Consider the following 23,119-nt stretch of genomic DNA (forward strand, 5'->3'; position numbering starts at 1 on the left):
TGCAAAACAAGTTTCATTTCGCTTTCGTTTCACCGCGGGTCTTCCGCCCTTTTGCCCTATCGGGACGTCCGGATACTATTGGGAAGACCATATATCCCTAAACAAAAAAAAGACGCATGTAATGCGTCTCTACAAAAATCTTATGGGTTTAAAACCTTATCCGTTTATCCAGCTAAACTTGTACTCCAGCATGGGGTTTTTCATCCTGTCGGCAACGCGTAGTAAACGGGTTGGCAGGTTCATGATATAATCACGGGCTTTTTCGCCGCTTTCGTTAAGGTCGGTAACACTTTCAATGTGCCAGTCTTCAATCAGCTCTTTTAATATGTCAACATAATCAATAGCGGTATAAATACCTAAACGCTGGGCGGCATCGGTAAAGTGACCAAAAGTCTGGCCTATTTTTAAACCTACTTCGCGCAGGAAGTGGGCCGGCATTACAATTTTTTTACGCATCATATCCTCAAAGGCTATCATGGCTTCGTTAGGGTCAACCTCAAATATTTTTTCGATAAAGTATTTGTAGGCTTTGGCGTGGCGGGCCTCGTCGCCTGCAATTACACCACACATTTTTGACAATAAAGTATCGCCGTCTTTTTTAGCCTGCGATGCCACGCGCCTGTGCGATACGTTGGTTGCCAGCTCCTGGAAAGAGGTATATATAAAGTTGCGGTACGGATCGGTACCTGTGCCTATATCAAAACCATCGGCAATAAGGTATTGGGTAGATACCTCCATCATGCGCATATTAACCCGGCCCGATAAATAAAGGTACTTGTTAAGCAAATCGCCGTGGCGGTTTTCTTCGGCAGTCCAGTGGCGTGTCCATTTCATCCAGCCGCCATCTTCGTTTTTCGAAACACCATCAACCATAGTAAGCCATGATTCGTAGGTTGGCAACGCTTCTTCGGTAATGGTATCGCCTACTAATACAGCAATAAGATCGTAACTCAGCCCCTGTGCGCTTTCCTGTAGTTCTTTAATTTCGTTAAAGAAGGTATCTCTTGAAGAATCGGGTAAAAAATCAGAGGGCTGCCATATCGTATCAACAGGTTTTAAAAAATCATACATCTTTTCGAGCATGAATTTTTCAATGTGGCTCATTACTTCCCTGCGTTTTTCTACAAAAAATTCCATAACAAATTATTAGTGTTCAAAGGTAACATTTAAACCACAATAAAGTTATATCATTTTAAGGCTTAATAAGCTATTGCGTCTTTCATACACGCAGGCAAATTATCCGTCGAAGGTTTGCCCGTGAATATCGAAAAGGAACCATTATAGTCCCAAAGCATCCCTGGAATACCCAGTTTTTTTAGTGCCGACCTCACGGCTTTAATATACCTGCACCGGCTGCCTAAATCTGCGTATTTATTATACACGCCATATTCGCCGCATATTATTGGCACGTCATATTTATCGCCCCAGGCTTTCACAATTTGCAGCTTATAATTTACCGACTGTTCGTTACCATCGCGCCGGTACATTTCGTGGTTACTTTCGCCGGGGGTACCTTTGGCCCTGGGATCAAGTACTGGAAAATTTTCCGCACTATAAGGAAATGATACCCCGGTTGTGGCAACCTGGTTGCCTACCCAGCTGGCCCCCTGGTGGGTAAAAAAGAAAGGTTCGTAAAAGTGAAATGTGTATATAATATTTTCATCGGCAAGCCTTACAAAACGGCTTAATTCATATATGCTGTTATAATTGCTGGCGCCAATAACAAACGTGCGTTTTTTATCAACTTTACGCAATGCTGTTACAACATTATAGGCTACATCTTTCCACACATTGGGGTTCATGTGGGGTGGCTCGTTATATAATTCAAAAAACAATTCATCAGCATTCACATTCGCATACCTTTTAGCAAGTTTCGCCCATAAATTGATAATTTTCAGGGTTTCGGCAGTGCTGTTTGTATCATTTAAATTGCCATAATGGTAATCCAATACCAATTTAAATCCGTACCTATGGCATTGCTTAACCACTTTATCAATGTATCCCAATATTTCTCCGGTTGGTATGTGTGCCGTTTCAAAGTATGTAAAAGCTATTGGGAGCCGTATGCTCCTAAAACCAAGCCTTTTCAGCAACGCAAAATCAGCATCTTTTATAGCGCCCTGGCTTAGCGGATTTTTGTTCCATGTTTGCTCGAGCCATGAAAAACTGATACCATTGTTAAGGCTTGCAGCCCGCCTGAAGGCGAGTGCCCGCACCTGCATATATTTTGGACTGCTTTTTGCAACTGGGCAGCTTGTTGTCATGCATAATAATATTAACAAAAAGTTTAAAAGCAGCTTAAAACATATATTTTTGTTTCGCAAGCATATTATATTCATCACCAATTAATTAGTTCAAGCCTTCATTTTAATTTATATTTTCAAGATAGCGAATAATGTTTGTTCAAATTACAAAAGAAGAGTTAATCAAAGAGACCTCAAAAAAAGCGTGGTTCCAAACTAACAACATTGTTTGGATGATTATATTCCTTTACCCGCTTTTTAGTATAGTCGATTTTATATATGCGCCCGATGTTTGGATACAATTTTTTATTGTAAGGATAATTACCTGCCTTATAATTTATGCCTTACACAGTTACGTGCAATACAAAAAATACAATTACCGGATATTGTTACATGTTAGCATGTTGCTGCTATCGGTAACATCGGCGTTGCTTTGTAATATTGTAAGCGTATCTAATTTAAATATATATTATTCGCTTTTTGCTACCCTGGTACTGTTTTTTAACCTGCAGGTTTTTTGGGAACCCATCAATTCAATTATCCAGTTTATGCTGGCCATTTTGTTTCTTGCCGTATTTTTTAACATGCAGCATGAGTACAACCTTGATATCGTGATAAACGGCGGCGGACAGCTGTTTTTTATCATATCGGCCATATCATGTATAGTGCCCAACACCCGCTTCAAGATAATGCAACGTGATGTGCGTTCGCAGATACTGATCGAGAAATCAAACGAACAGCTAAAGGAGCAAAATACATCTATCAACGAGAAAAACAACCTTATTGATTTACAGTATGAGCAGTTGCGTAGACTTGATGAACAAAAAAACAGCTTTATCAATATAGCCGGGCACGATTTAAAAAACCTCATTGGCTCTATCACCATGAGCAACAACATGATCAAAGAGGAAGATTACCGCTTAAGCAACGATCAGAAAGAGTTTGTAGGCTATATAGCCGAATCGGCCGATAAAATGCAGTATATGCTTAATAAGCTGATGGATGTTAAAGAGATCGAATCGCCCGAGATTAAATTCAACCTGGAGATTTTTGATATCAACGTTGAAGTAATGCATATTTTTAAAGGTTTGTATGAAACCGCCCAGCTGAAAAATATCCATTTGGTTGATAACATATTAAAACTACCGCTTAACGTAAAACTTGATAAGGTATTTGCCGGGCAGGTTTTTCAAAACCTGTTATCAAATGCCATCAAATTTTCGCAAACCAATAATACCATAAAAATTGTAACCAGTTTGCAGCGCCAGCGCTTTGTGTTTGAAATTATTGACGAAGGTATTGCTATAGGGCAAAGCGAACTGGATATGATGTTCAATAAACTAAAAACATTAAATGATACATCGGGAGTTACCGAAAGCCGCCTTGGACTTGGCCTTTCAATAGCCAAGTTAATGACCCAGGAAATGGGCGGCGACCTAACATACCGTAGTAATGAAAATGGTAATTATTTCCGAGTAGAGTTTTACGTTATAAATTAATTATTTACAACCCGATGAATAAATTTCTTTCCCTCTTAGCCTTTGTATTTCTTATTAGTACAGCGTCAAAAGCACAACACCTTGTAACTTTTAAAACACTGGGCCATGATGACGATATGATATATGGCATGAGTGGTGCCAATTCATTTTATTTTAAAATAACGCCACTAACCGAAATGAATGGCAGTAAAGTGGTGTTGTTTTTTGAGCCATCACAAGCCTTGCTCAAAGAACACTCCTATATAAACGTCGTTATAAATAACAAGCCGGCCTATAGTGGCCGCATGACTAAAGATTCTATCCAAAAAGTAACGCTTACCTTAACCAGGGCCGATTTATCCAACGATAAATTCCTTAAAATACAAGTTAAAACCCTGCTAACCATCACTGATGATGAGTGCCGCGACCTGGACAACCCCGGCATGTGGTTAAAAGTTAAAAATTACTCGTACTTATCCCTGCTACGTAACACCAAAGGTTTTTTTGATAACGTAAACATTAGCAATTGCTTCGATTCAAAAAAGGCTATCGTTTACCCTACAAACCCTACCCTTCCCGATCTTAAAGCGGTGGCATGGGCTTACTCCAGGTTAAAAAAGACACAAACCAGGGATATCATGGTTTATGACGAAGCCCATGTGCCTGATACCCTCAGAAATTATATTAAAGTTGGTACCGTTGGCTCGTTAAACGCCGATTCGCGCGGGTTGTTAAAAGTAACCCCGCAAAACGGCCAGGGTTTATTTTACCTGCATAAATCAATGAGTATGGTTACTGATACCAATACCCGTTTGGTTGATATTAAAGGTGTACTTACCGCGGTAAAAACAGCAACACAGGAATTGCAGCCAAAAGAGATATTATTTGTTACCGGCGGTGATGATAAGGGTTACGAGAAAGCCATTACCGCATTGGGTAACATGAATATTTTAAATTCGACCTATGGTGACTACCTGTTGATTGAAAAAGCACAAAATACATTTTCTAAAACTATCGACGAAAACCGTTCAAAACTTTCATTAAAACAAATTGGCGGTGTAGCCGATTTTTTATCAGGTATCGGATCGTTAAAAAGCGCATACTCGTTTAAAAACAGCGATTTTAGTTTTACTCCAAAAGAAGTGGAGATTCGTTTTGTGGCCAACTATAGTGCTTTAAGCGTAGGCGACCGTGGGTTTTTTAACATATACCTTAATGGCTTGCTTATCAACAGCGAAAAACTTGACGGTACCGGTAAATTAAATACAGCTATTACCATTAACCGTTATCAGCATCATAAATACAATACCCTGGAGGCCGAATTCAGGTTTTACCCAACCAGCGGCCATTGCAAGGATAGCTTTACCAACTTTTTTGCCGAGGTTGATGTTGACAAATCATACCTGGAATCAAAAAACCCGTTTGTAACCAGCGACCTGAGTTTTTACCAATATCCCGAGGCCTTTAACACTGGCACAACACGTATAGTGGTAACCAAAGATTATGCAAAATATGCAGCAGGGGCTTTAGGCGAGATTATTTATGAATTAAACAACAATATTAACGCCAATAATTTCCCGGAGTTTGTTTATTCAGACGAAATTCCAACCGGCGATCTGAAAAAATATAATATCATCGCCCTGTTATCAAAAAACGACAAATTAATGGGCGAGTTTCCTGATGCCCCAATTAAGTTCGACAGGGATTTCAGGCTATATAAAACCGATGATAACACAACGGTATACTCCTTAAATGATACTGTATCAAACGGGCTTGCGCAAATATTTTACGGCCGCAGCAACAACGCCACCCTGGTACTCACCGCAACTGGAACCCACATTGGCGATGCGTTCCTGGCTGCGTCAAAATCAATCACGGAGCAGCTCTCTACCCTATCAAGCAACGTATGTATATCAGATGTAAACTCCAACAAATACTTGTTCAACATCAATAAATCGAGCGAAAACCTGGAGTATATTGATACCAAAAGCGGGTTAACCCGTTTCTGGGACAGCTATAACCTGTACATTTTGCTGGGGATACTTATATTAATATTGCTATCGTTCCTGTACGTTCGTTCAAGAGTTCAAAGATCACAGGATTTGTTTAATGATTAACCTTTTGATTTAGTATCAAGTAGTAAGTATCAAGTAGCAAGATAGCTGCAAATGCGGCTTTCAGTACCAGCTACTTGATACTAAGTACTAACTACCAGGTTTAACCGATCTTAAACTATCAAGATTTTAAACCGGTACCACCTACTTGATACTTGATACTTGATACTTGATACTTGATACTTACTACTTGATACTAATAAAGTAACTTACATATATATAATGAGTATTTCAATTCCTGAACTTTTGGTTAATGACGGGTTTATAACACCAGGCGATCAGGTAAAAATCAAAAGTTTTGCAGAAAGATCGGGTATGGCCTACGTTAAAATAGCGCTTAACTTTGGTTACATTTCCCGCAAAAACTATGAACGCTCATTAAGTAACGCCGGTTATCATTTTGCACAAATTCGAGAGGAAGTTTTTGATACCGAAGTATTGAAAAAAGTTGAACTCAAATTTGCTAATGACCACCTCGCGCTCCCTCTGCGTATAGAAAACAACCGGGTGGTTACGCTTATGGCCGATCCATCCGATCAGCTTTTTGTCGATTTCATCAGGTTTACTTATGATATGGAGCCCGACATCATTGTTGCCTATGATTTGGATATAACGTGGTTTAGCCACAAGTTGCTGGGCGAAAAGTATGTTAAAGCATCCGTTTATGAATTAATGAGGCGAGACCCTAAAAGTTCGGCTTCTACTACTTTCACCACCCCTCAACTGGCATTCATATTTATACTGCTGGGCCTTATAGCTGCAGGGATGGTTTTAAATTTTAAGAACACATCAATTGCCATCAACGTAGTTATCAGCATGTTTTTCCTGGTGGCTATTACCTTTAAACTGTTCCTGGCCCTGGTGGGGTCGCGGTTTGAGTTGCACCAGGCCGTAACCAAGGATGAAGTGCGCGATGTAGTTGATGCCGAACTGCCCATGTACACCGTGCTGCTGCCGGTATATAAAGAAGACAAACTCATTAAAAAACTGATCTGGAACCTGCAAAGCCTTGACTATCCGCGCGAGATGCTGGATATAAAGTTACTGATTGAAGAAGATGATGATAAAACATTAAAAGCCGTTCAAAACCTTGATTTCCCTGCTGTTTTCGAGGTAATTGTGGTGCCCTTTCACATGCCTAAAACCAAGCCCAAAGCTTGTAATTATGGCCTCCATTTTTCAAGGGGTAAATTCCTAACCATTTACGATGCCGAGGATATCCCCGATACCGATCAGCTTAAAAAAGTAGTTACCTTATTTGCCAAACTGCCCGATCATTACATTTGTATTCAAAGCGCACTTAACTATTTTAACCGCAATGAAAACTTCCTTACCCGTATGTTTACCCTGGAGTACTCATACTGGTTTGATTATATGTTGCCCGGCTTAGATACCCTCGACATTCCAATCCCCTTGGGCGGCACCAGCAACCACTTTAAAATGGATGCCCTTATTGAGCTTGGCGCCTGGGATCCCTTTAACGTAACCGAAGATGCCGACCTTGGTGTGCGTGCTTATGCCAAAGGTTATAAAATAGCCATCATCAATTCAACCACCTACGAAGAAGCTAACAACGAACCCATTAACTGGATCAGGCAGCGCTCAAGATGGATAAAGGGCTATATGCAAACCTACCTGGTACACATGCGTAACCCTGTTGAATTAATCAGGAAGATTGGCTTTAAAGGTTTTTTAGGCTTCAATTTTTTTATCGGCGCTACATCGGCCACGTTTTTGGTTTACCCGCTGTTGTTAGCCATATTTATCTGTTACCTGGTTTTCGATTTTTCAACAATCCGCACCCTGTTTCCTGATTGGGTTTTATTTATGGCTATATTTAATTTGATGGTAGGCAACATCCTGATGATATATGTAAACATGATGGCCGTATTTAAACGCCGTTATTTTGAACTGATATTGTTTGCCCTTGCCAACCCGGTTTATTGGTTAATGCACTCGGCAGCAGCATATATGGGCTTATACCAGCTGATAACCAATCCGTTTTATTGGGAAAAAACCAACCATGGTTTAAGCAAAGTTAAAAATCCTACAAATGTTGTTAAATAAAAAATGAGGATCTCTAAAAGTCAATACCTGTTTATAATAACCGCAATACTTGCTGTTTATTACCTGGCAGTGGGCATTTACATGAACCATTTGGGCTATTATAACCAGGAGAGCATATTTTATATCGAAAAAACCAAGATCATTTTTGAGGGCCTTGGCAACCGTATTAAAGTAATGGGGCTTACATCGCCATTATTACCCTTTTATTGTTCCATAATTTTTAGTTCTGTAAGTACTTTCCTGGCACCCGTAATAGCGTCGGCTCTGGGTACAGCCGTTTTATTTTACATCCTTGCCTCTACATTAAAAACACGTATCCAGCACGACGATTTTTACTTTTACATATTTGTTGCCCTGTTTTTTTTACACCCGGGTATCATTTATGTGGCAGCATCGGGCAAGGCTATTTACCTGGTGCTTATCAGCTTTTTCCTGTTCTTTTTTAACCTGCTAAAGTTTTATCGCTCAAATACAACTTTCCACGTATCATTAGCCAGTATTTCGCTGGTGATACTTATTTTTTGCGATTATAAGTTTGTATGGCTCTGCCTCTTCTTTATACCGCTGGTATTGGCCATTACTTTACAAAGCTTAAACCTTGGCGAAAAGGAATCCATTTTCCGGCTGTTTTTAAGTTTTAACAGCCCATCACTGCGCCGTAAGCTCATAAGCAAAACATTCGCAATTTATATCATCCTGTTTATTTTGCCCATTGCCTCTATCATTTCTTACAAGCTGCTCAACCTCACCCATTCCAACGATCTTAACTACTTTATCGAAAGCCCCTATGCCACCTGGAATGTGTTGGTTGATAAATTAAACTACGATATTACAACAGCCGCAACCAACTACCAGTTGCCCGAACTTTCGGTACTGGTATCTGTAAGGGTTATCTATTTTTGCCCGCTTATTTTGATAGCTATATACCTCTTCCGCGAAAGTACTTACCAGGCTTTAACTATTTTAACTCCTTTCGCGTTTATCGAGTTTTTGCACATCAAATACGACAAGCTATATATTACTTATGAGTACTACCTCATTTTCCTCATACTATCGTTGCTTTGCCTTATATTTAAGGCCCTGGTGGTTCAAAATCAAAAGGCTTTTAAAATAATTGTTTTGGTTGCGGCGCTTGTCTCGTTTTACACCGGTTACTCGTTTTTAAAGGGGTCTTTCATCCATGATGAAAAAGCATTTATAACCACACTTATGAGCGGCGAACATAATATGGACCAGGTGGAAATTATGGACATGGCAGGTTATATTAATACCTTGCCCAAAAACTCACATGTGCTTATGGACGATGCCATAGCATACCCGGTTGCAGCCTTAACAAATGATATCAGGAGGTTAACCCTTCCCTACCAGGACCTGTTTTTAAGCGCCATTGAAACGCCCTACCGGTATGATGATTACATCCTGATTGCAACGGCCAAAAATCCGTTTACCGGCTACACACAGCTTAACAATAAGTATATCCCGGCCATTCGTATTGCAAACAGCGGCATTAACTACCGCCGCGTTCACGAAACGGACAACTGGGTACTGTACAAAATCATCTCCATCCGATAAAATTGAACTATTAACTATTGACTGACTTATATTAACCAAGACCTGCTCCACAAAAAGCAGGTCTTTTATGTTTAAAGGTAATAATCAACATTACACCACAGTATCCAGCATTGGCGTGCCCATTACAAACCAGGCTTTACTAATTTTATCGCCGGCCACCTCGTAAATACAAAGAGCGTCGATATGGCCCGGCCCATCAGGAAAAGTACGGGATACCAACTCAAAGTCGACAACTTTATTGTTGAGCACCGTGCGGGTGAGCAGCTTACCAAACAAATCGGGCTCCAGGAACCTAACCAGGTGCCTTTCGCGAATGGCAGCGGCTCCGCTGGCCAGCAGTGTATCCGGGAATTCATAATACAGGGCGTCATCGGCCCAACAGGTCATAAACAAATCAATATCCTTTGCATTATAGGCATCCAGTTGTTTTTTTACTACTTGTTCAACAGCAGTTTTTGTGGTGTTTTCCATTGGTGATTTATTGGTGCGGCTAATATAGATGTTGTGGGGTGATAATATGCAAAGCGCGCTTTATTAGTCGCCGCCACCGCCGCAGCCGCTACAACCCGAGGATGAGCAGCCTGAGCAGCCACTGCCGCAACCGCTGTGCCCACCGCAGCCATGTGAACCACCGTGATCATGTGAACCGCCGTGATCATGTGAACCGCCGTGACCGGAATGGTCGCCATGGTGGCCGCTATCCGTGTCGCCGCCGCAACCACTGTTTCCATCATTGTTGTTTTTACGATCTTCATCGCTATAATCGTGGCCGCCCTTGTAAACCGCCACAACCACCAGCCCAATAACCCCTATCATAATAGCCAACGCAATGCTGGTTTCCGAGGCCTGTATAAACAAGCCTGCGGCAACAATCAGCATCAGCAAAATAACAACCTGGCTGATATTGCGGGGCTTGGGCAGCAGCCAGTACCTACCCACATTTACGCGCCTGAAATTGATATCTGTAAAACGCGTTTTGTTGTTGTGCCAGATATCTGCCGGAGGCATAGTGGCGAAGGTTTGGGTATACAGCTGGTGTGTATGGGTGTAATAACCATCGAATTTAATGGCCTCGGCCTGGCCGCCTTTGGTTGGGTTATGATGTATTTGCTGGCCCAGGGTATCGCGGCATAAATCGTTCCAGTATGATTGGGTGAAGGTTAAATGCAGGTGCCAGGCCTGGTCTACCGGATCAGACGGGGTTACCCCACCAGGAGTGATACAACACAGGAAAATAAACTTTTTATATTCTTCAATCACGCGCAAGGCATAGTTGCGCGGCCAGCCATTTTCGCGGGCCAGCCTGTCCGAAAATTTGAAACCGACCCCGGGTTTATCTATACTATAGTGTTGAATATTTTGCCAGAGTAACTCTTGTTCGGGTATCATGATAGTGCAGGTTATCTGGCTTAAATGTACTTAAACGCCGGCAGAAGAAAAAGAGCGGAAACAGTTCGTTACATTTTATAAAAATGCATTAGATCAGATAAAATCATTAATTTGTTTGAATGAGATTATTATTGGCATTCTCGACAAGCCAACAATAATGTATTCATAAAAAGATGCGATATGGAAACAGTTATTATAGAACTGACTAATCAAAAGGCTTATAAAATTTTGGAAGACCTTGAGAAGCTTAATATCATTAAAGTAATAAAAAGGCCTTCAACACTTTCCTCATTACAAAAAAAATTCAAACTAAAATGAGTAATGAAGAAATTGACGAGCAACTCCATAATATCCGGGATGAATGGCAAAGACCTATCTGATTGATACCTCTGCAATAATCAAGTATCTCAATGGATCATTGCCGGTGAATAATCGTGACTTCCTAAAAGTTAATACGTTAAAATACACTAATCCCAATAAAGTAGATTAATACAGTTTTTTGGTAATGTACCCRCATAGCGTGAAGGATTGCAATGAATACCGGCCCGGCAGTGGGCAGCAGCCAGGCCGCGCCTAATGCCTTGCAGGCGTATAAATGGAAAGCCCGGGCCCCCCGCTTCTACCAGCGGGAGGGACACGCCATAATACGAACATCTCAATTAAACGGCGGTATCAGTAATTTCGAACAATGAATTTTGAATATCGAACACCGAACTTTCTCGTTCATTATTCGATATTGGACATTCGGTGTTCAATATTATTGTAACCTTATTCTTAAACGGGCATGCCCCCATCACAAATTAAACATCACCTTAGCCAGCAACATTCTGCCCGGAATGCTGTACGTGCTTGACGTAAACACGTTGGCCGACAAGTATAGCGAAGTATAGTTTTTTACGTTGAACAGGTTTTGGGCCGTTAGCTGTACATCTATTTTGGGTTTGCTGAATTTGTAGCGCATAGTTGCATCGGCAAAAAAGTATTTAAGATCATTGGCTTGCTGCTGGTGGGTGTAATAATGATCGGCAGCAAGGTTGAATTGCAGGGTATTAAGCGGGTTATATTCAATGGCGGCGGTTTGGATAAGCCGCTGAAATTTGCTGCTGCCTGCAACCGCTGTTGATTTGCTGGTGGTTTGGCTGTAATTGGCCTTATAGCTTAAATTAACTGTACTGCTCAGTTTGCTTTCGGCACCCACGTTCAGCGTTTCGGCTACTGTATTGAAGGGCAGGATAAGCCCGTTTTGCAGCTGGTTTAGCCGGGCGGTTTGCCAGGAAGCCCCGGCGCTGAAAGTGGTTTGCAAATCAAAATTATACTTGCTGATGTAGCCGCTAACCGCCCAGGCGTCTGTTTTGTTATCATAGGGCAGTATAACCCGTTGCTGCAGGTTATTGGTTAATGTGCTGGATGCGATATTGTTAGCATAAATATGGCTGTAATTAACATTCAGGCTAAAAAAGAACAGTGTAATGGCTTTGCGGTAGTTAAAGCCCAGGCCCGCGTTTTGGCTCTGGCGCTCGGTAAGGTCGGCGCTGTTGGCATACAGCGTGCGGTAATTGGTGAGGATATAGCCACGGTACACATCCTGGATACTGCCAATGTTGTTGCGCAAACCGTAGTTCAGGGTAAAATAGTTTTCGATGCCGCTTTGGTATTTTACATAAAGCCGCGGGTTAAAGTACAAGCGGTTAAGACTATTACTTAACTGGTAGTAGTCATCGCTGTAATGGGTTTGCTGCCAGCTGAGGGGCAGGCTGGCCTCTATCTTCAGAATTTTGCCGGGTATGTCAAAATCTGCTTCGGCGTATGCCTTGTTACGGCTCCAGTTTAAGCTGTTGCGGGTGCTATCGCCAACCGGGTTAACCGCGTTGTTTTGTTGGGTAGTTGATAGCGCCGAATTTAAAGTTTGCGACTGGCTGCTGAACCCTGCCTTATAGCTTTGTGTTATATGCTGACCCGGTATTTTGTAAGCCAGGTAATTGTTGCTGAACCAGGTAGGGATATTTACCGTTTGGGTAAGCAGCGAATAATTAACACCGTTGTTAAAAATATCCGGGTTAAGATTAGGTTCGATAACCCGGCTCTCGGGCTCCGATGTGCGGTTAATGTAACTATACACCTCCATAATTTTATCGGAATGGAAGGTTTTCATCCAATTAAGCTCGTTAGAAAAATTGAACAAATTATCTTTAAACGTTTGGTTTACGGGTACGCCATTACTCACCAGGTTTGAGTACGAGGTATTGTGGTTATAATCGGTTACCAGGTTATCGTTCAGGTAATATTTGTTTTGATTAACGTTGAGGGTAAACTGGGTATGGATTAAATCGGGCCGCCATTTATTATTTTGCTTTTCGGTATAACGGATAGTATCGCCGGGCAGGTAAACCTCGCTCAGGCGGCTGTAATCCTGGTGCTGACTATCGCGCAGGTATGATATATTGGCCCGAAGCTGTACATCTTTTTTCAGGTGAACCAGGTTATTAAGGTTAACTATACCCGATTGGTTAAATAAATACCTGTTGCGCGGCAAATCCGGGTCGCCGGCAGTGCCTAAGGACAATACCGTACCGGGCTGATCATTATCCAGGCGTTGCATGTGCTCGGCCGAATTGTGCGACACCAGATCGCCGGCCACATCATAGCCCGTATTGTTACCTCTCAGGTAATTAATAGCCTTGTATTTATCCTTAAACATCATGGCATTAAGGTCTTCATCGTACTTTTTGGGCAAGCCCGCACCTATGGTTTCCTGCCCTATCAGCTGTAGTTTGGCATCTTTTTTTATGGTGAGGTTAAGGGCCACATCCTCGCTTACCACCTTATCGCGCAGCATTTTTACGGGCTGATGGTTTTCCATCACCTGCACCTGGTCAACCACCCCATGGGGTATGGTGCCCGTAGCAATATTATATTTATCATCAAGCAGGTTATCGCCGCCTATGTACAGGTTGGATATAGCCTTGCCGTTGTAGCTTATTTTGCCATCCTTGGCCACATCAATGCCCGGCAGCTTTTTAATTACATCACCAATAACCCTATCCTGCGGGCTGCTAAAATCCGACACCTTATAGCTGGTAGTATCGCCGCTAACCCGCAGCCGCGGCCGGTTATTTTTTATGGTAACCCCCTGCAGCTGATGCACCGCGCCTGCCAGTTTAAAGTTGTAGGGGGGTGTAAAGCTGCTTACCGGCAGCCCCGCCTTTTTAAAGCCTATGCAACTGGCCTCTAAAGTAAGGCCATTTTTATCGGCATTTACCGGAATCCCAAGGCTGTACAGTCCCCCGGCATCACTGGTGGTATAGGCAATAATAAGGCCTGCACCGTTTTTAAGGTTGATGCCGGCGTAGCTTATTGGCTTGCCCAGGCTATCGGTAACTTTGCCTTTGATGCTTTGGCCAAGGCATACCATGCCCATGAGCATCCAAAATATGAACACCCCGGCGCTTTTATGCGGGCGGCTCATTTTTTCTCGGGAAGCTCTAAAGGGTTATTAATTACCGGTCCTGTACCATTTATCTGAATCCGCATCTGCGGGCCGCCACCACCGCCCGGGCCTTCACCCGGCCCGCCGGCCCGCATACCGCCGCCAGAGCCTGCCATGGCCGACTGTGCAAAAGCATTCGGATCTTTCCGCATGGCGGCTTCCAGGTTCTTAAATTCCTTTTCGGTGGTTTTAACCGCGTCGGTTGGCAGGGCTATTACATTAGGATCGTCGTTGGCATCGTCCATGCCAATCAGCTTAATTGTTGCGCCTCCCGGAACCGGGGCTTCTGCGGCGGGCTTTGGCGAGTTGGTTACCTCGTCGAGCCCGTCAAACTTAAATACTACCTCTTTATTGGTATCATAGGCTTCCACAATTAAGCCCGGCAAACCGTTCAGTTTCCACGGCCCGGCATGAAAAGGCAAATCCGGACAAAACCAGGCCGTATAATCCCTGCCCTTGAAATGTCCCGTAGCTTTTTGGCAATGCAAACCCGAAAAGCTGGCCGTATCGGCGCTTATCTTCCAGTCAATCACGGGCATGGGCTCTTCAATCATATACGGGGTTATCAGCCGCTCTTTACGTACCAGTTTATGTTGCAGCGGAAACTGGTAAAACTCGTTCCGGGTGGTAGGCGCGCCGCCGGTTACTTTAATATTCACTCGACCGCCATTACCCTTTTGCTCGGCCATCTGGTCGGCTACTTGTTTTTTCATCAGGGCCTCCTGCAACTTGCGGTCGTAACTTTTATAAGCGCTGGAAGTTGCGCCCACAAACAGCACCATATTTTCGGTATATGGCTTATCCCGGTGCGTAGTATCGCGCAGGTGCGAAAACTTGTAATGCACAACAGCCCTGGCAGTATCGGGCTTTTGCGCCAGTGCCCCACCAGCAAGGCCAAGCAGGCAGGCTAAAAAGAGTATCGTTTTTTTCATGATGGTTATAAGGTTATACCTGTTTTTATTATAACAGATCAAATATAACTAACAGAATAGTTAAACTACGAAGTTTTCGTAGAATTAACAAAATTTAACAATTTAGAGGTCGTTCATTGGTTCATTAGTTCATTGGTGGCTCGCTGGATAGCTTTCGACTTTGTGTTGCTCATTGGCGTATGAGTATCATATCATAGGGCCATCATGCAAAGACAGCCTCATTAGCCATGAAAGGGCGACATCCGTCTGCGATGGGCGTCGCCCATCGGTTAAAAATATATTGACGAGACAGCCCTGAAAGGGTGACATATATTTTACACGCTCAAAACTATCTATTTAATCAATAAATACAGCCCCGCGGCAATTGACGCGCCCGCAATTGGCCCTAAAACAGGGATCCAGGCGTAGGGCCAGTCGCTGGTGCCTTTGTTTTTGATGGGAAGTATCATGTGCATTATGCGGGGGCCCAGGTCGCGGCAGGGGTTAATGGCATAGCCGGTTGTACCACCCAGCGATAAACCTATTACCCACACCAATAACGCCACGGGTATAGCGCCGACCGAGCCAAGGCCTATAGGTACTTTGGTGGGCACAATCTGGCCGCCCGAAATGTAAAATATGGTGAACAGCAGCACAAAGGCACCAATAATTTCGCTGGCAATGTTTGAGATGTAATTGCGCACCGCCGGGCCGGTACAAAACACCGCCAATATCGAGGCCGGATCATTAGTTCGTTTAAAATGATCATAATACATCACCCACACCAGGAACGAGCCAACCATAGCACCTAAAAATTGAGCTGCTATATACAATGGCACCTGTGCCCAGGCAAATTTGCCCGCTATAGCCAGCGCTATGGTAACCGCAGGATTAAGGTGAGCACCGCTATAAGGCCCGGCAACAACAACCCCCACAAATACCGCCAGGCCCCAGGCCGTGGTAATTACTATCCAACCGCTATTATTTCCCTTGGTATCTTTTAATACTACGTTGGCCACAACGCCATCGCCTAAAAGTATGAGTAACATGGTGCCAATGAATTCGGCAATAAATGGAGACATGGTAATAAAATTTATAGGTTTGAATAATTGTAACAGGTTATAATAATAAATCCAGACGCATCAGCCTACCGTATTGATAAATACTCCCTCTGCTTCCAGGCGTTATGCTTTCTGCCTTTCGCTTTTAGTCTTTATCGGCCCAGCACTTGGCCGCATGAATGGCCCGTTCCCAGCCTTCAATATCCGCTTTAATATCCTCTGGGTTACCGGCGGGGATAAATTCCTTTTCAGATTGCCAAAGCTGTTGTATTTCGGCCACATCTTTCCAAAAGCCTACTGCCAGGCCGGCAAGGTAGGCCGCGCCTAAAGCGGTAGTTTCTACCACGTTTGGCCTTATCACTTTACAATTCAACACATCGGCCTGGTATTGCATCAGCAAATCGTTAGCGGTTGCGCCGCCATCTACCCGTAGTTCTTTAATGGGCATACCAGCATCGGCCTCCATTGCTTTTAAAACATCCATAGTTTGGTAGGCTATGGATGCCAGGGCCGCTCGTGCCAGGTGGCCGGCGGTGGTTCCGCGTGTGAGGCCAACAATAGTACCCCGCGCCTCGGGATCCCAGTAAGGGGCGCCCAGGCCTGCAAAAGCGGGTACAAAATATACGCCGCCGGTATCTTTAACACTGGTTGCCAACTGCTCCACATCGGCCGATGTTTTGATGATACCCAGGCCATCGCGCAGCCATTGCACTACGGCGCCGCCAATAAATATGCTGCCTTCAAAGGCGTATTGTACCTGGCCGTTAATTTTCCAGGCTATGGTGGTAAGCAGGTTATTTTTTGATTCGATAAGCTGATTGCCAATGTTCATCAGCATAAAACAACCTGTACCATACGTATTTTTAACCATGGCCTTATCAATGCACATTTGCCCAAACAAGGCGGCATGCTGATCGCCGGCTATGCCTGCAATAGGTATTTTGCTGGCAAATATCGTTGTAGCTGTTTCGCCGTAAACCTCGCTTGATTGTTTTACCTCGGGCAACATGCTTTTAGGGATATCCATCAGCTGCAGCAACTCATCATCCCATTGCTGGGTACGGATATTGAATAACATGGTGCGGCTGGCATTGGTTACATCGGTAACATGTACCTGGCCGCGTGTAAATTTCCATACCAGCCAGCTGTCAACCGTGCCAAATGCCAGTTTACCTGCGTCGGCCAGTGCGCGGGCGCCATCCACATTATCCAGGATCCATTTTATTTTGGAGCCCGAAAAATAGGCATCTATCACCAGCCCGGTTTTAGAGCGGATCATATTGCTGTGGCCATCCTGTTTTAGTTTATCGCAATAGGCGGCGGTGCGCCTGTCCTGCCAAACTATGGCGTTGTAAACAGCTTCGCCGGTTTCGCGGTTCCATACAATGGTGGTTTCACGCTGATTGGTAATACCTATGGCTTTAATATTTTTGCCATTAAGCCCGGCCTTAACGGTGGCCTCGGCGGCCACACCCGCCTGGGTCGACCAGATCTCGTTCGGGTCGTGCTCAACCCAGCCTGGTTTTGGAAAATATTGTTTGAATTCTTTTTGCGACAGCGCTATAATTTGCCCCGCATGATCAAATATGATCGCCCTCGAACTGGTTGTCCCCTGGTCAAGGGCCAAAATGTATTCTTCCATTACTTAGGTTTTAAATTAGAGTCAAGAATTAAGAGTCAAGAATCAAGAGAAAAAACTGTTCGTTTATTGGTTTATAATAATTGGTTAAAATGGAGTCAAGAACCAAGAAAAAAGCTGTTCAATTAAGGATATTCCGGGTATCAATTAAATTAATACCTATCCACCCGACTTGTTTCCTGTCTTGATTCTTGACTCTTAACTCTTGATTCTTTCTCCTGCTAATATATAGTTTCCGGCTACCTTATTAAAGGCTTTTACCTGTTCTGTTTGCCATTCGGTATCTTTATTTAATTCCTCTGCCATCAGCCGGGCAACTTCTGCCCCCATGGCCATCGCCAGGCGGGCATCTAAAAACAATACGCGGGTACGGCGGGCCAGTATATCCTCAACAGTACGCGCCATCTCGTACCGTACCGACCAAATCACCTCGCCTTTGGTATACTCATCATCCGGGTGTACCCGGTTTTTCCAGCCGTCATCCTCATCAGTTAAGGCCAATACCTTTTCAATATCATCGCCGTAAACATATAGGTGGTTACTTCTATCCGGGTTCGGCCGGCTGCCGTGGATGGATAGGCCTGCGGTGTGGCAAACCTTGTTTGGTAATTTGCCCACCTCTATCGCTTTATTAATGGTATCCTCGCCCATTTTACGATAGGTGGTCCACTTGCCACCGGTTATGGTGATCAGGTTTGATTTAGAAACAATCAATTTATGGCTGCGCGAAATCTCTTTTGTTTTAGATGAATCATCCTGCGGGGCGGCCAATGGCCTTAGTCCGGCAAAAACGCTCAATACATCCGCACGCGCGGGTACCTTTTTCAGATATTTAGCGGCGGTACGCAAAATAAAATCAATTTCGGCCTCAAGGGCCACAGGCTCCAGGCTATGTTCATCAATAGGTGTATCCGTGGTGCCTACCAAAAGCTTGTTATGCCAGGGCACTACAAATAATACCCGGCCATCCTCGGTTTTGGGGATCATGATGGCGTCTTCACCGGGCATAAACTGCCTGTCGAAAACCAGGTGAACGCCCTGGCTTGGCCTTACCAGTGGCTTTTTATCGGGCACATCCATTTTAAGCACATCATCTACAAAAACCCCGGTAGCGTTAATCACGGTTTTGGCCTTTAGCTGGTAACTAAGCCCGGTTTCTGCATCGGAGGCTTTAACGCCGGCTATTTTTTGGTTGCCATTTTTAATCAGGCCGGTAACTTTAAAATAATTCAACACGGTTGCGCCCTGCTCCAAAGCGGTTTGCGCCAGGTTTATGGCCAGCCGCGAATCATCAAACTGCCCGTCGTGGTATACCACGCCGCCATGCAGGCCTTTCTCCTCAATTCCGGGCAGCCTGCTGATGGTTTCTTTTTTGGAGATGTGTTTTGCCCTGCCAAAGCCCAGCTTGCCGGCCAGCAAATCATATATGGTTAAGCCGATGGTATAAAACACACCGTCAAACCAACTGTAATTAGGAATAATAAAACTTTCATTTTTTACCAGGTGCGGGGCGTTTTTTAACAGTAAACCCCGCTCGTGCAGTGCCTCGCGCACCAGGCCAATATCGCCCTGCGCCAGGTAACGCACGCCGCCGTGCACCAGCTTGGTGGCCCGGCTTGATGTGCCTTTGGCAAAGTCGGCCTGCTCCAATAGCAGGGTTGACAATCCCCTCGAGGCTGCATCAACCGCGGCGCCCAGGCCGGTAGCGCCGCCCCCAATAATAATGATATCCCAAATTTTATCCTGGTTATGGATGGATTGCAAAATGGAATCTCTTTTGAAAATACTCATTTTAATTCTGTTGCATTTCGATTACGATTCAAATATACAATATCGAAACATAAAATAACAAATCGAAACTTATTTTTTGTTTCAATTTATCCCATCCCAGTTTTTTACTTATTTTTGTTTGTTATGAATAAAAATACCGACAGGCATAAAATCATACTCCGGCAACTGGAAGACGGCGGCTTTGTAAACGTACAGGAACTGGGCAAACAGCTAAATGTTTCGGAAGTGACCATCCGAAAGGATCTGAAACTTTTGGAGGACAAAAAGCTGCTATTCCGTACCCACGGCGGGGCTACCAAAAGCAACCCCTACACCAACGACAGGCCCGTTGCCGAAAAGGAAAAGCTGAACGCTGCCGAAAAGCAGCAGATAGGCATAGCCGCTGCTGCGCTTATTGGTCATAACGATTCTATCATTATTGCATCGGGCACTACTATGCTGGCCCTGGCGCGATCGGTTAATGCGGGGAAACATTTAACGGTGATCACATCGGCCCTCAACGTGGCTATCGAGCTATCGCATCACCCCAATATAGAAGTAATCCAGTTAGGCGGCCAGTTGCGCAGCTCGTCATCATCGGTAACCGGATCATATGCCGAAGTGATGCTGCAGGATATGGCATGCAGCATGCTTTTTTTAGGTGTCGACGGCATCGACCCCGAAATTGGCCTTACCACCACCAATTTAATGGAAGCCCGCCTGAACCAAAAAATGATAGCCGCCGCCCAAACCGTAGTGGTATTGGCCGACAGCACCAAATTTGGCAAACGCGGCTTAGGCAAAATCTGCCCCCTCGACCAGGTTCAGCACATTATTACCGATAGCGGCATCAGCCCCGCCATGCTGAAAGTATTGCAGGAAAAGGGGATAGCCGTTACGGTGGTGGGTTAGGAGTATCAAGTAGTAAGTATCAAGATTTTTTGTTCGGGAGATCGATTTTCTTTTAATTCCCTCCCAGCGGGAACTACCGTATGTACAAATCTTTAAAACAAAAGAAAATGTCATTTCGAACGAGGTACGAGGAGAAATCTTTAACGCCTTGCACCCCAAAAGCATGTCGAATTGCAAGGCGTTAAAGATTTCTCCTCACCCCAACGCTCAAATCCACCGCTGATTCGTTCGAAATGACAACTTGCTTTATTAATTGATGAGATAGATCCAAAAGATGCGTAGCCACTCATTTTAAAAACACATTTCTCACTGCCTCCAGGTAACCGTAGCCGTGTTTTTTATCCGGTTCAAGGTAGCTGCCCTCGGCCCATTCGTTCCAGGCGTTTATGGTAATCAGTGGCGGCTGGTTAGGGTGGGCGTCTATGTAGTCTTTTGCTTTTTGCAGGTATATCTCAAAATATTCGGGTTTGTTGTTTACAACCAGGTCTTGCTTTTGTACGGGGAAACGCGGGTTGCTGTCCCAGCCAATAGAAACATGCGGGCAGTACGGAATTTTAAAGGTAGTATCCCATTCGGCCCATTTGGCTATGGCTTTTTGGCCCCAGGGAATATAATCGCCGCTTGGCGCTACAAAATGGCACCATTGATAGTTGGTCATGCTGTTAAATCCAAAATACTCCAGGGTCGAGTTTTGTGTTTGTACCTTATCGCCGGGCACATCGTTTAACGTTGCCGGGATGTTGCCCCAAAGCGTAGCCTGCAAATGCAGACCGGGGAACCCGGCTTCTATCGTTTTTTTACGGAAATAATCTATAGCCTCCTTTGCCTTTTCAGACCCGCCTATGCCTTTAATAAAGGTTGATAGCTCGTAAATGCTGAACACCGGCTGGCCGTTTATTTTATAATAGTTGGGCTTTTTAAAGTAATCGTTAATGATATGCGCTATCATCCCCTCAAAAGTTTTCCTATCCACCCCGCCATAAAAATACACCTTGCTTTTATCCGGGTTCGATGGATCTAAATACGAGTTATGATCATGGTTGGCCCACATCAGGTAAAACTTCATATCGTTGGTATTTTTAGCCTTCAGGAAACCCTTGTTCAGGGCATCTTCCAAAAAAGGTTTTTTATCGTACCAATACCAATCAAATATCATCACGTTAACGCCATACTTTGTAGCCGTAGCTATTTTTTTACCCATCACCGCCGGGTCGCTTTCGTCTTCATAACCCCAAAGCGGCACCTTGGGTACTTCATGACCTGCAAACTTGGGCTTTGCCTTGTAAATAGCCTCCCACTCCCCTTTCCCATCCGGGAAAACGCCAATATCCTTAAACCTGGCATCGGGGTGGTACGCAGGCCAGTAAAATGCCGCCACATCATAATGTTTAGCAGGGCTTTGGCCATTTGCACTAAAAACAACAAAGCATGCCAGCACAAGCATTAAGCAAAACAACAGTTTGAATTTGTTCATCACCAGGTAAATAAATTAAATGCGATCATATTACGCCGCCGCCAGGCAGGTAATGGTTAAAATAAACGGTTATTTTAAAAGTAGCTTATTGATTTCGACGCGCTATCCTGTACTGTCTTTTTTAAACCGGGGTTAGCACGAAATATAAAAGCGGAAGGATCCGAAGTGGCTTCCCTGGCGACGAGGCAATCGCCGAAAAAATGCATCTGTTTTCTGCGACAGCATAACGGATAACGGGTTTGTCGGAGAACAACTCCAACAAAGTGCGGGCCTGACAAATCCACGCCAAGCCTGTAGCAAGCCCTCCACCAATGAACTAATGAACCTTGAACCAATGAACCATCCTAATGAACCATCCACCAATGAACTAATGAACCAGTGAACCAATGAACCAATGAACCATAATGGCGTTCCCTGCGGGTAATTGTGGGCTTCTGAATCTTACCGGGTAAATGGCCTTCGGCTCGAATGCCTCACCCTCAATATCCGTATTTCTTTCGGTAACACCCTATACGAAATTCGGTAGCTGTCAACTTCAAAGGCGTGGAAACTGCCATCGTTGTTTTTCTTCAGTCTATCGGGTTGGTAGAGTTCTGATTTAAGGGGGAGCGATTTAATCTTTAATAATATCCGTTGTTCAATTTTTTCAGCATATGCAAACTGGTCGTTATCTTCCAGGTATTCAATAGCATCTATCAGCTGTTTTACAGCCAATTTATTCCATTTAATTTGCATTAAAGCGCTTTTCTCCTATTTTTAAAAAGCTGTTCTACATCATCGTGGCTAACAAAGCTCCCGGCTTCAATCGCAGCATCTGCCTGTTCAATTTCGGCATTGTACTGGTCAATAAACGCGCTGTTAAGCTCATCGGTGTTTTTATCTACATCGGCCTGGTAGCTATAGCGCAGGCTATCCAAAAAAGCCAATAGTACCTTCTCTTCCTGTTCGTTTTTTGTGTTTACCAATACACTCATAAACCAAATTTAATCAAATAAATTTATA

General features: G+C 44.0%; 18 protein-coding genes. 6 read left to right on the top strand and 12 right to left on the bottom strand.

From position 1 onward, the window contains the following. Positions 1 to 156: 156 nt before the first annotated feature. On the bottom strand, positions 157 to 1,137 hold the full coding sequence (locus tag AC1DU2_RS21245; RefSeq protein ID WP_477358846.1) for an acyl-ACP desaturase: 981 nt from the start codon (positions 1,135 to 1,137) through the stop codon (positions 157 to 159). Between the two features lie 62 nt (positions 1,138 to 1,199). Beyond that, entirely contained in the window at positions 1,200 to 2,264 is a 1,065-nt protein-coding gene (locus AC1DU2_RS21250; protein WP_477386664.1) for a glycoside hydrolase family 5 protein, read from the bottom strand. A 131-nt stretch (positions 2,265 to 2,395) separates the two neighbouring features. Between AC1DU2_RS21250 and AC1DU2_RS21255 the strand changes: the two genes are divergently transcribed. From AC1DU2_RS21255 to AC1DU2_RS21270, 4 genes are all read left to right on the top strand, one after another. Continuing rightward, on the top strand, positions 2,396 to 3,742 hold the full coding sequence (locus AC1DU2_RS21255; RefSeq protein ID WP_477386666.1) for a sensor histidine kinase: 1,347 nt from the start codon (positions 2,396 to 2,398) through the stop codon (positions 3,740 to 3,742). A 14-nt stretch (positions 3,743 to 3,756) separates the two neighbouring features. Further along, positions 3,757 to 5,838 (top strand): cellulose biosynthesis cyclic di-GMP-binding regulatory protein BcsB, encoded by a 2,082-nt coding sequence (locus AC1DU2_RS21260; protein WP_477386668.1) that lies wholly within the window; start codon positions 3,757 to 3,759, stop codon positions 5,836 to 5,838. A 219-nt stretch (positions 5,839 to 6,057) separates the two neighbouring features. Continuing rightward, complete coding sequence (locus AC1DU2_RS21265) at positions 6,058 to 7,902, top strand: glycosyltransferase (RefSeq protein WP_477367493.1); 1,845 nt, start codon at positions 6,058 to 6,060, stop codon at positions 7,900 to 7,902. Positions 7,903 to 7,905: 3 nt separating this feature from the next. Beyond that, a complete protein-coding gene (locus tag AC1DU2_RS21270) occupies positions 7,906 to 9,474 on the top strand; it encodes a hypothetical protein (protein ID WP_477386670.1) in 1,569 nt (522 codons plus the stop codon). 90 nt (positions 9,475 to 9,564) lie between these two features. On the opposite strand, the gene AC1DU2_RS21275 is transcribed toward AC1DU2_RS21270, so the two are convergent. Together AC1DU2_RS21275 and AC1DU2_RS21280 are read right to left on the bottom strand one after the other, a co-directional pair. Further along, the gene (locus tag AC1DU2_RS21275) at positions 9,565 to 9,945 is read right to left on the bottom strand and encodes a nuclear transport factor 2 family protein (RefSeq protein ID WP_477386672.1); all 381 of its coding nucleotides are present in this window, start codon (positions 9,943 to 9,945) and stop codon (positions 9,565 to 9,567) included. Between the two features lie 63 nt (positions 9,946 to 10,008). Further along, positions 10,009 to 10,863, bottom strand: coding sequence for a glycine-rich domain-containing protein (locus AC1DU2_RS21280; RefSeq protein WP_477386674.1), 855 nt, complete (start codon positions 10,861 to 10,863; stop codon positions 10,009 to 10,011). 180 nt (positions 10,864 to 11,043) lie between these two features. Between AC1DU2_RS21280 and AC1DU2_RS21285 the strand changes: the two genes are divergently transcribed. Further along, the gene (locus tag AC1DU2_RS21285) at positions 11,044 to 11,181 is read left to right on the top strand and encodes a hypothetical protein (protein ID WP_477386676.1); all 138 of its coding nucleotides are present in this window, start codon (positions 11,044 to 11,046) and stop codon (positions 11,179 to 11,181) included. Positions 11,182 to 11,656: 475 nt separating this feature from the next. Here AC1DU2_RS21285 and AC1DU2_RS21290 read toward each other — a convergent pair whose 3' ends face one another. The 5 genes from AC1DU2_RS21290 to AC1DU2_RS21310 all read right to left on the bottom strand — a co-directional run bounded on the left by AC1DU2_RS21290 (position 11,657) and on the right by AC1DU2_RS21310 (position 19,752). Beyond that, the gene (locus tag AC1DU2_RS21290) at positions 11,657 to 14,329 is read right to left on the bottom strand and encodes a TonB-dependent receptor (protein WP_477386678.1); all 2,673 of its coding nucleotides are present in this window, start codon (positions 14,327 to 14,329) and stop codon (positions 11,657 to 11,659) included. Beyond that, positions 14,326 to 15,282 (bottom strand): GLPGLI family protein, encoded by a 957-nt coding sequence (locus tag AC1DU2_RS21295; RefSeq protein ID WP_477386680.1) that lies wholly within the window; start codon positions 15,280 to 15,282, stop codon positions 14,326 to 14,328. The genes AC1DU2_RS21290 and AC1DU2_RS21295 overlap by 4 nt, the downstream gene beginning before the upstream one ends. A 332-nt stretch (positions 15,283 to 15,614) precedes the next feature. Beyond that, the gene (locus AC1DU2_RS21300) at positions 15,615 to 16,343 is read right to left on the bottom strand and encodes an MIP/aquaporin family protein (RefSeq protein ID WP_477367471.1); all 729 of its coding nucleotides are present in this window, start codon (positions 16,341 to 16,343) and stop codon (positions 15,615 to 15,617) included. A gap of 124 nt (positions 16,344 to 16,467) precedes the next feature. Beyond that, positions 16,468 to 17,964: a glycerol kinase GlpK gene (gene glpK / locus AC1DU2_RS21305; protein ID WP_477386682.1), complete on the bottom strand. Its 1,497-nt coding sequence runs from the start codon at positions 17,962 to 17,964 to the stop codon at positions 16,468 to 16,470. Positions 17,965 to 18,159: 195 nt separating this feature from the next. Then, positions 18,160 to 19,752 carry a glycerol-3-phosphate dehydrogenase/oxidase gene (locus tag AC1DU2_RS21310; protein WP_477386684.1) on the bottom strand — a complete coding sequence of 531 codons (1,593 nt, stop codon included), beginning with the start codon at positions 19,750 to 19,752 and terminating at the stop codon, positions 18,160 to 18,162. Between the two features lie 123 nt (positions 19,753 to 19,875). Here AC1DU2_RS21310 and AC1DU2_RS21315 point away from each other — a divergent pair, with 123 nt between their 5' ends. Further along, positions 19,876 to 20,643, top strand: coding sequence for a DeoR/GlpR family DNA-binding transcription regulator (locus AC1DU2_RS21315; RefSeq protein WP_477367462.1), 768 nt, complete (start codon positions 19,876 to 19,878; stop codon positions 20,641 to 20,643). 286 nt (positions 20,644 to 20,929) lie between these two features. Here the strand turns inward: AC1DU2_RS21315 and AC1DU2_RS21320 are convergent, their stop codons facing one another. The 3 genes from AC1DU2_RS21320 to AC1DU2_RS21330 all read right to left on the bottom strand — a co-directional run bounded on the left by AC1DU2_RS21320 (position 20,930) and on the right by AC1DU2_RS21330 (position 23,091). Further along, positions 20,930 to 22,117 (bottom strand): glycosyltransferase WbsX family protein, encoded by a 1,188-nt coding sequence (locus AC1DU2_RS21320; RefSeq protein ID WP_477386687.1) that lies wholly within the window; start codon positions 22,115 to 22,117, stop codon positions 20,930 to 20,932. Between the two features lie 441 nt (positions 22,118 to 22,558). Continuing rightward, positions 22,559 to 22,852 (bottom strand): type II toxin-antitoxin system RelE/ParE family toxin, encoded by a 294-nt coding sequence (locus AC1DU2_RS21325; RefSeq protein ID WP_477386689.1) that lies wholly within the window; start codon positions 22,850 to 22,852, stop codon positions 22,559 to 22,561. Next, entirely contained in the window at positions 22,852 to 23,091 is a 240-nt protein-coding gene (locus AC1DU2_RS21330) for a hypothetical protein (protein WP_477386691.1), read from the bottom strand. The genes AC1DU2_RS21325 and AC1DU2_RS21330 overlap by 1 nt, the downstream gene beginning before the upstream one ends. Positions 23,092 to 23,119: the final 28 nt, after the last annotated feature.

Source organism: Mucilaginibacter sp. P4_C11, assembly GCF_056402115.1.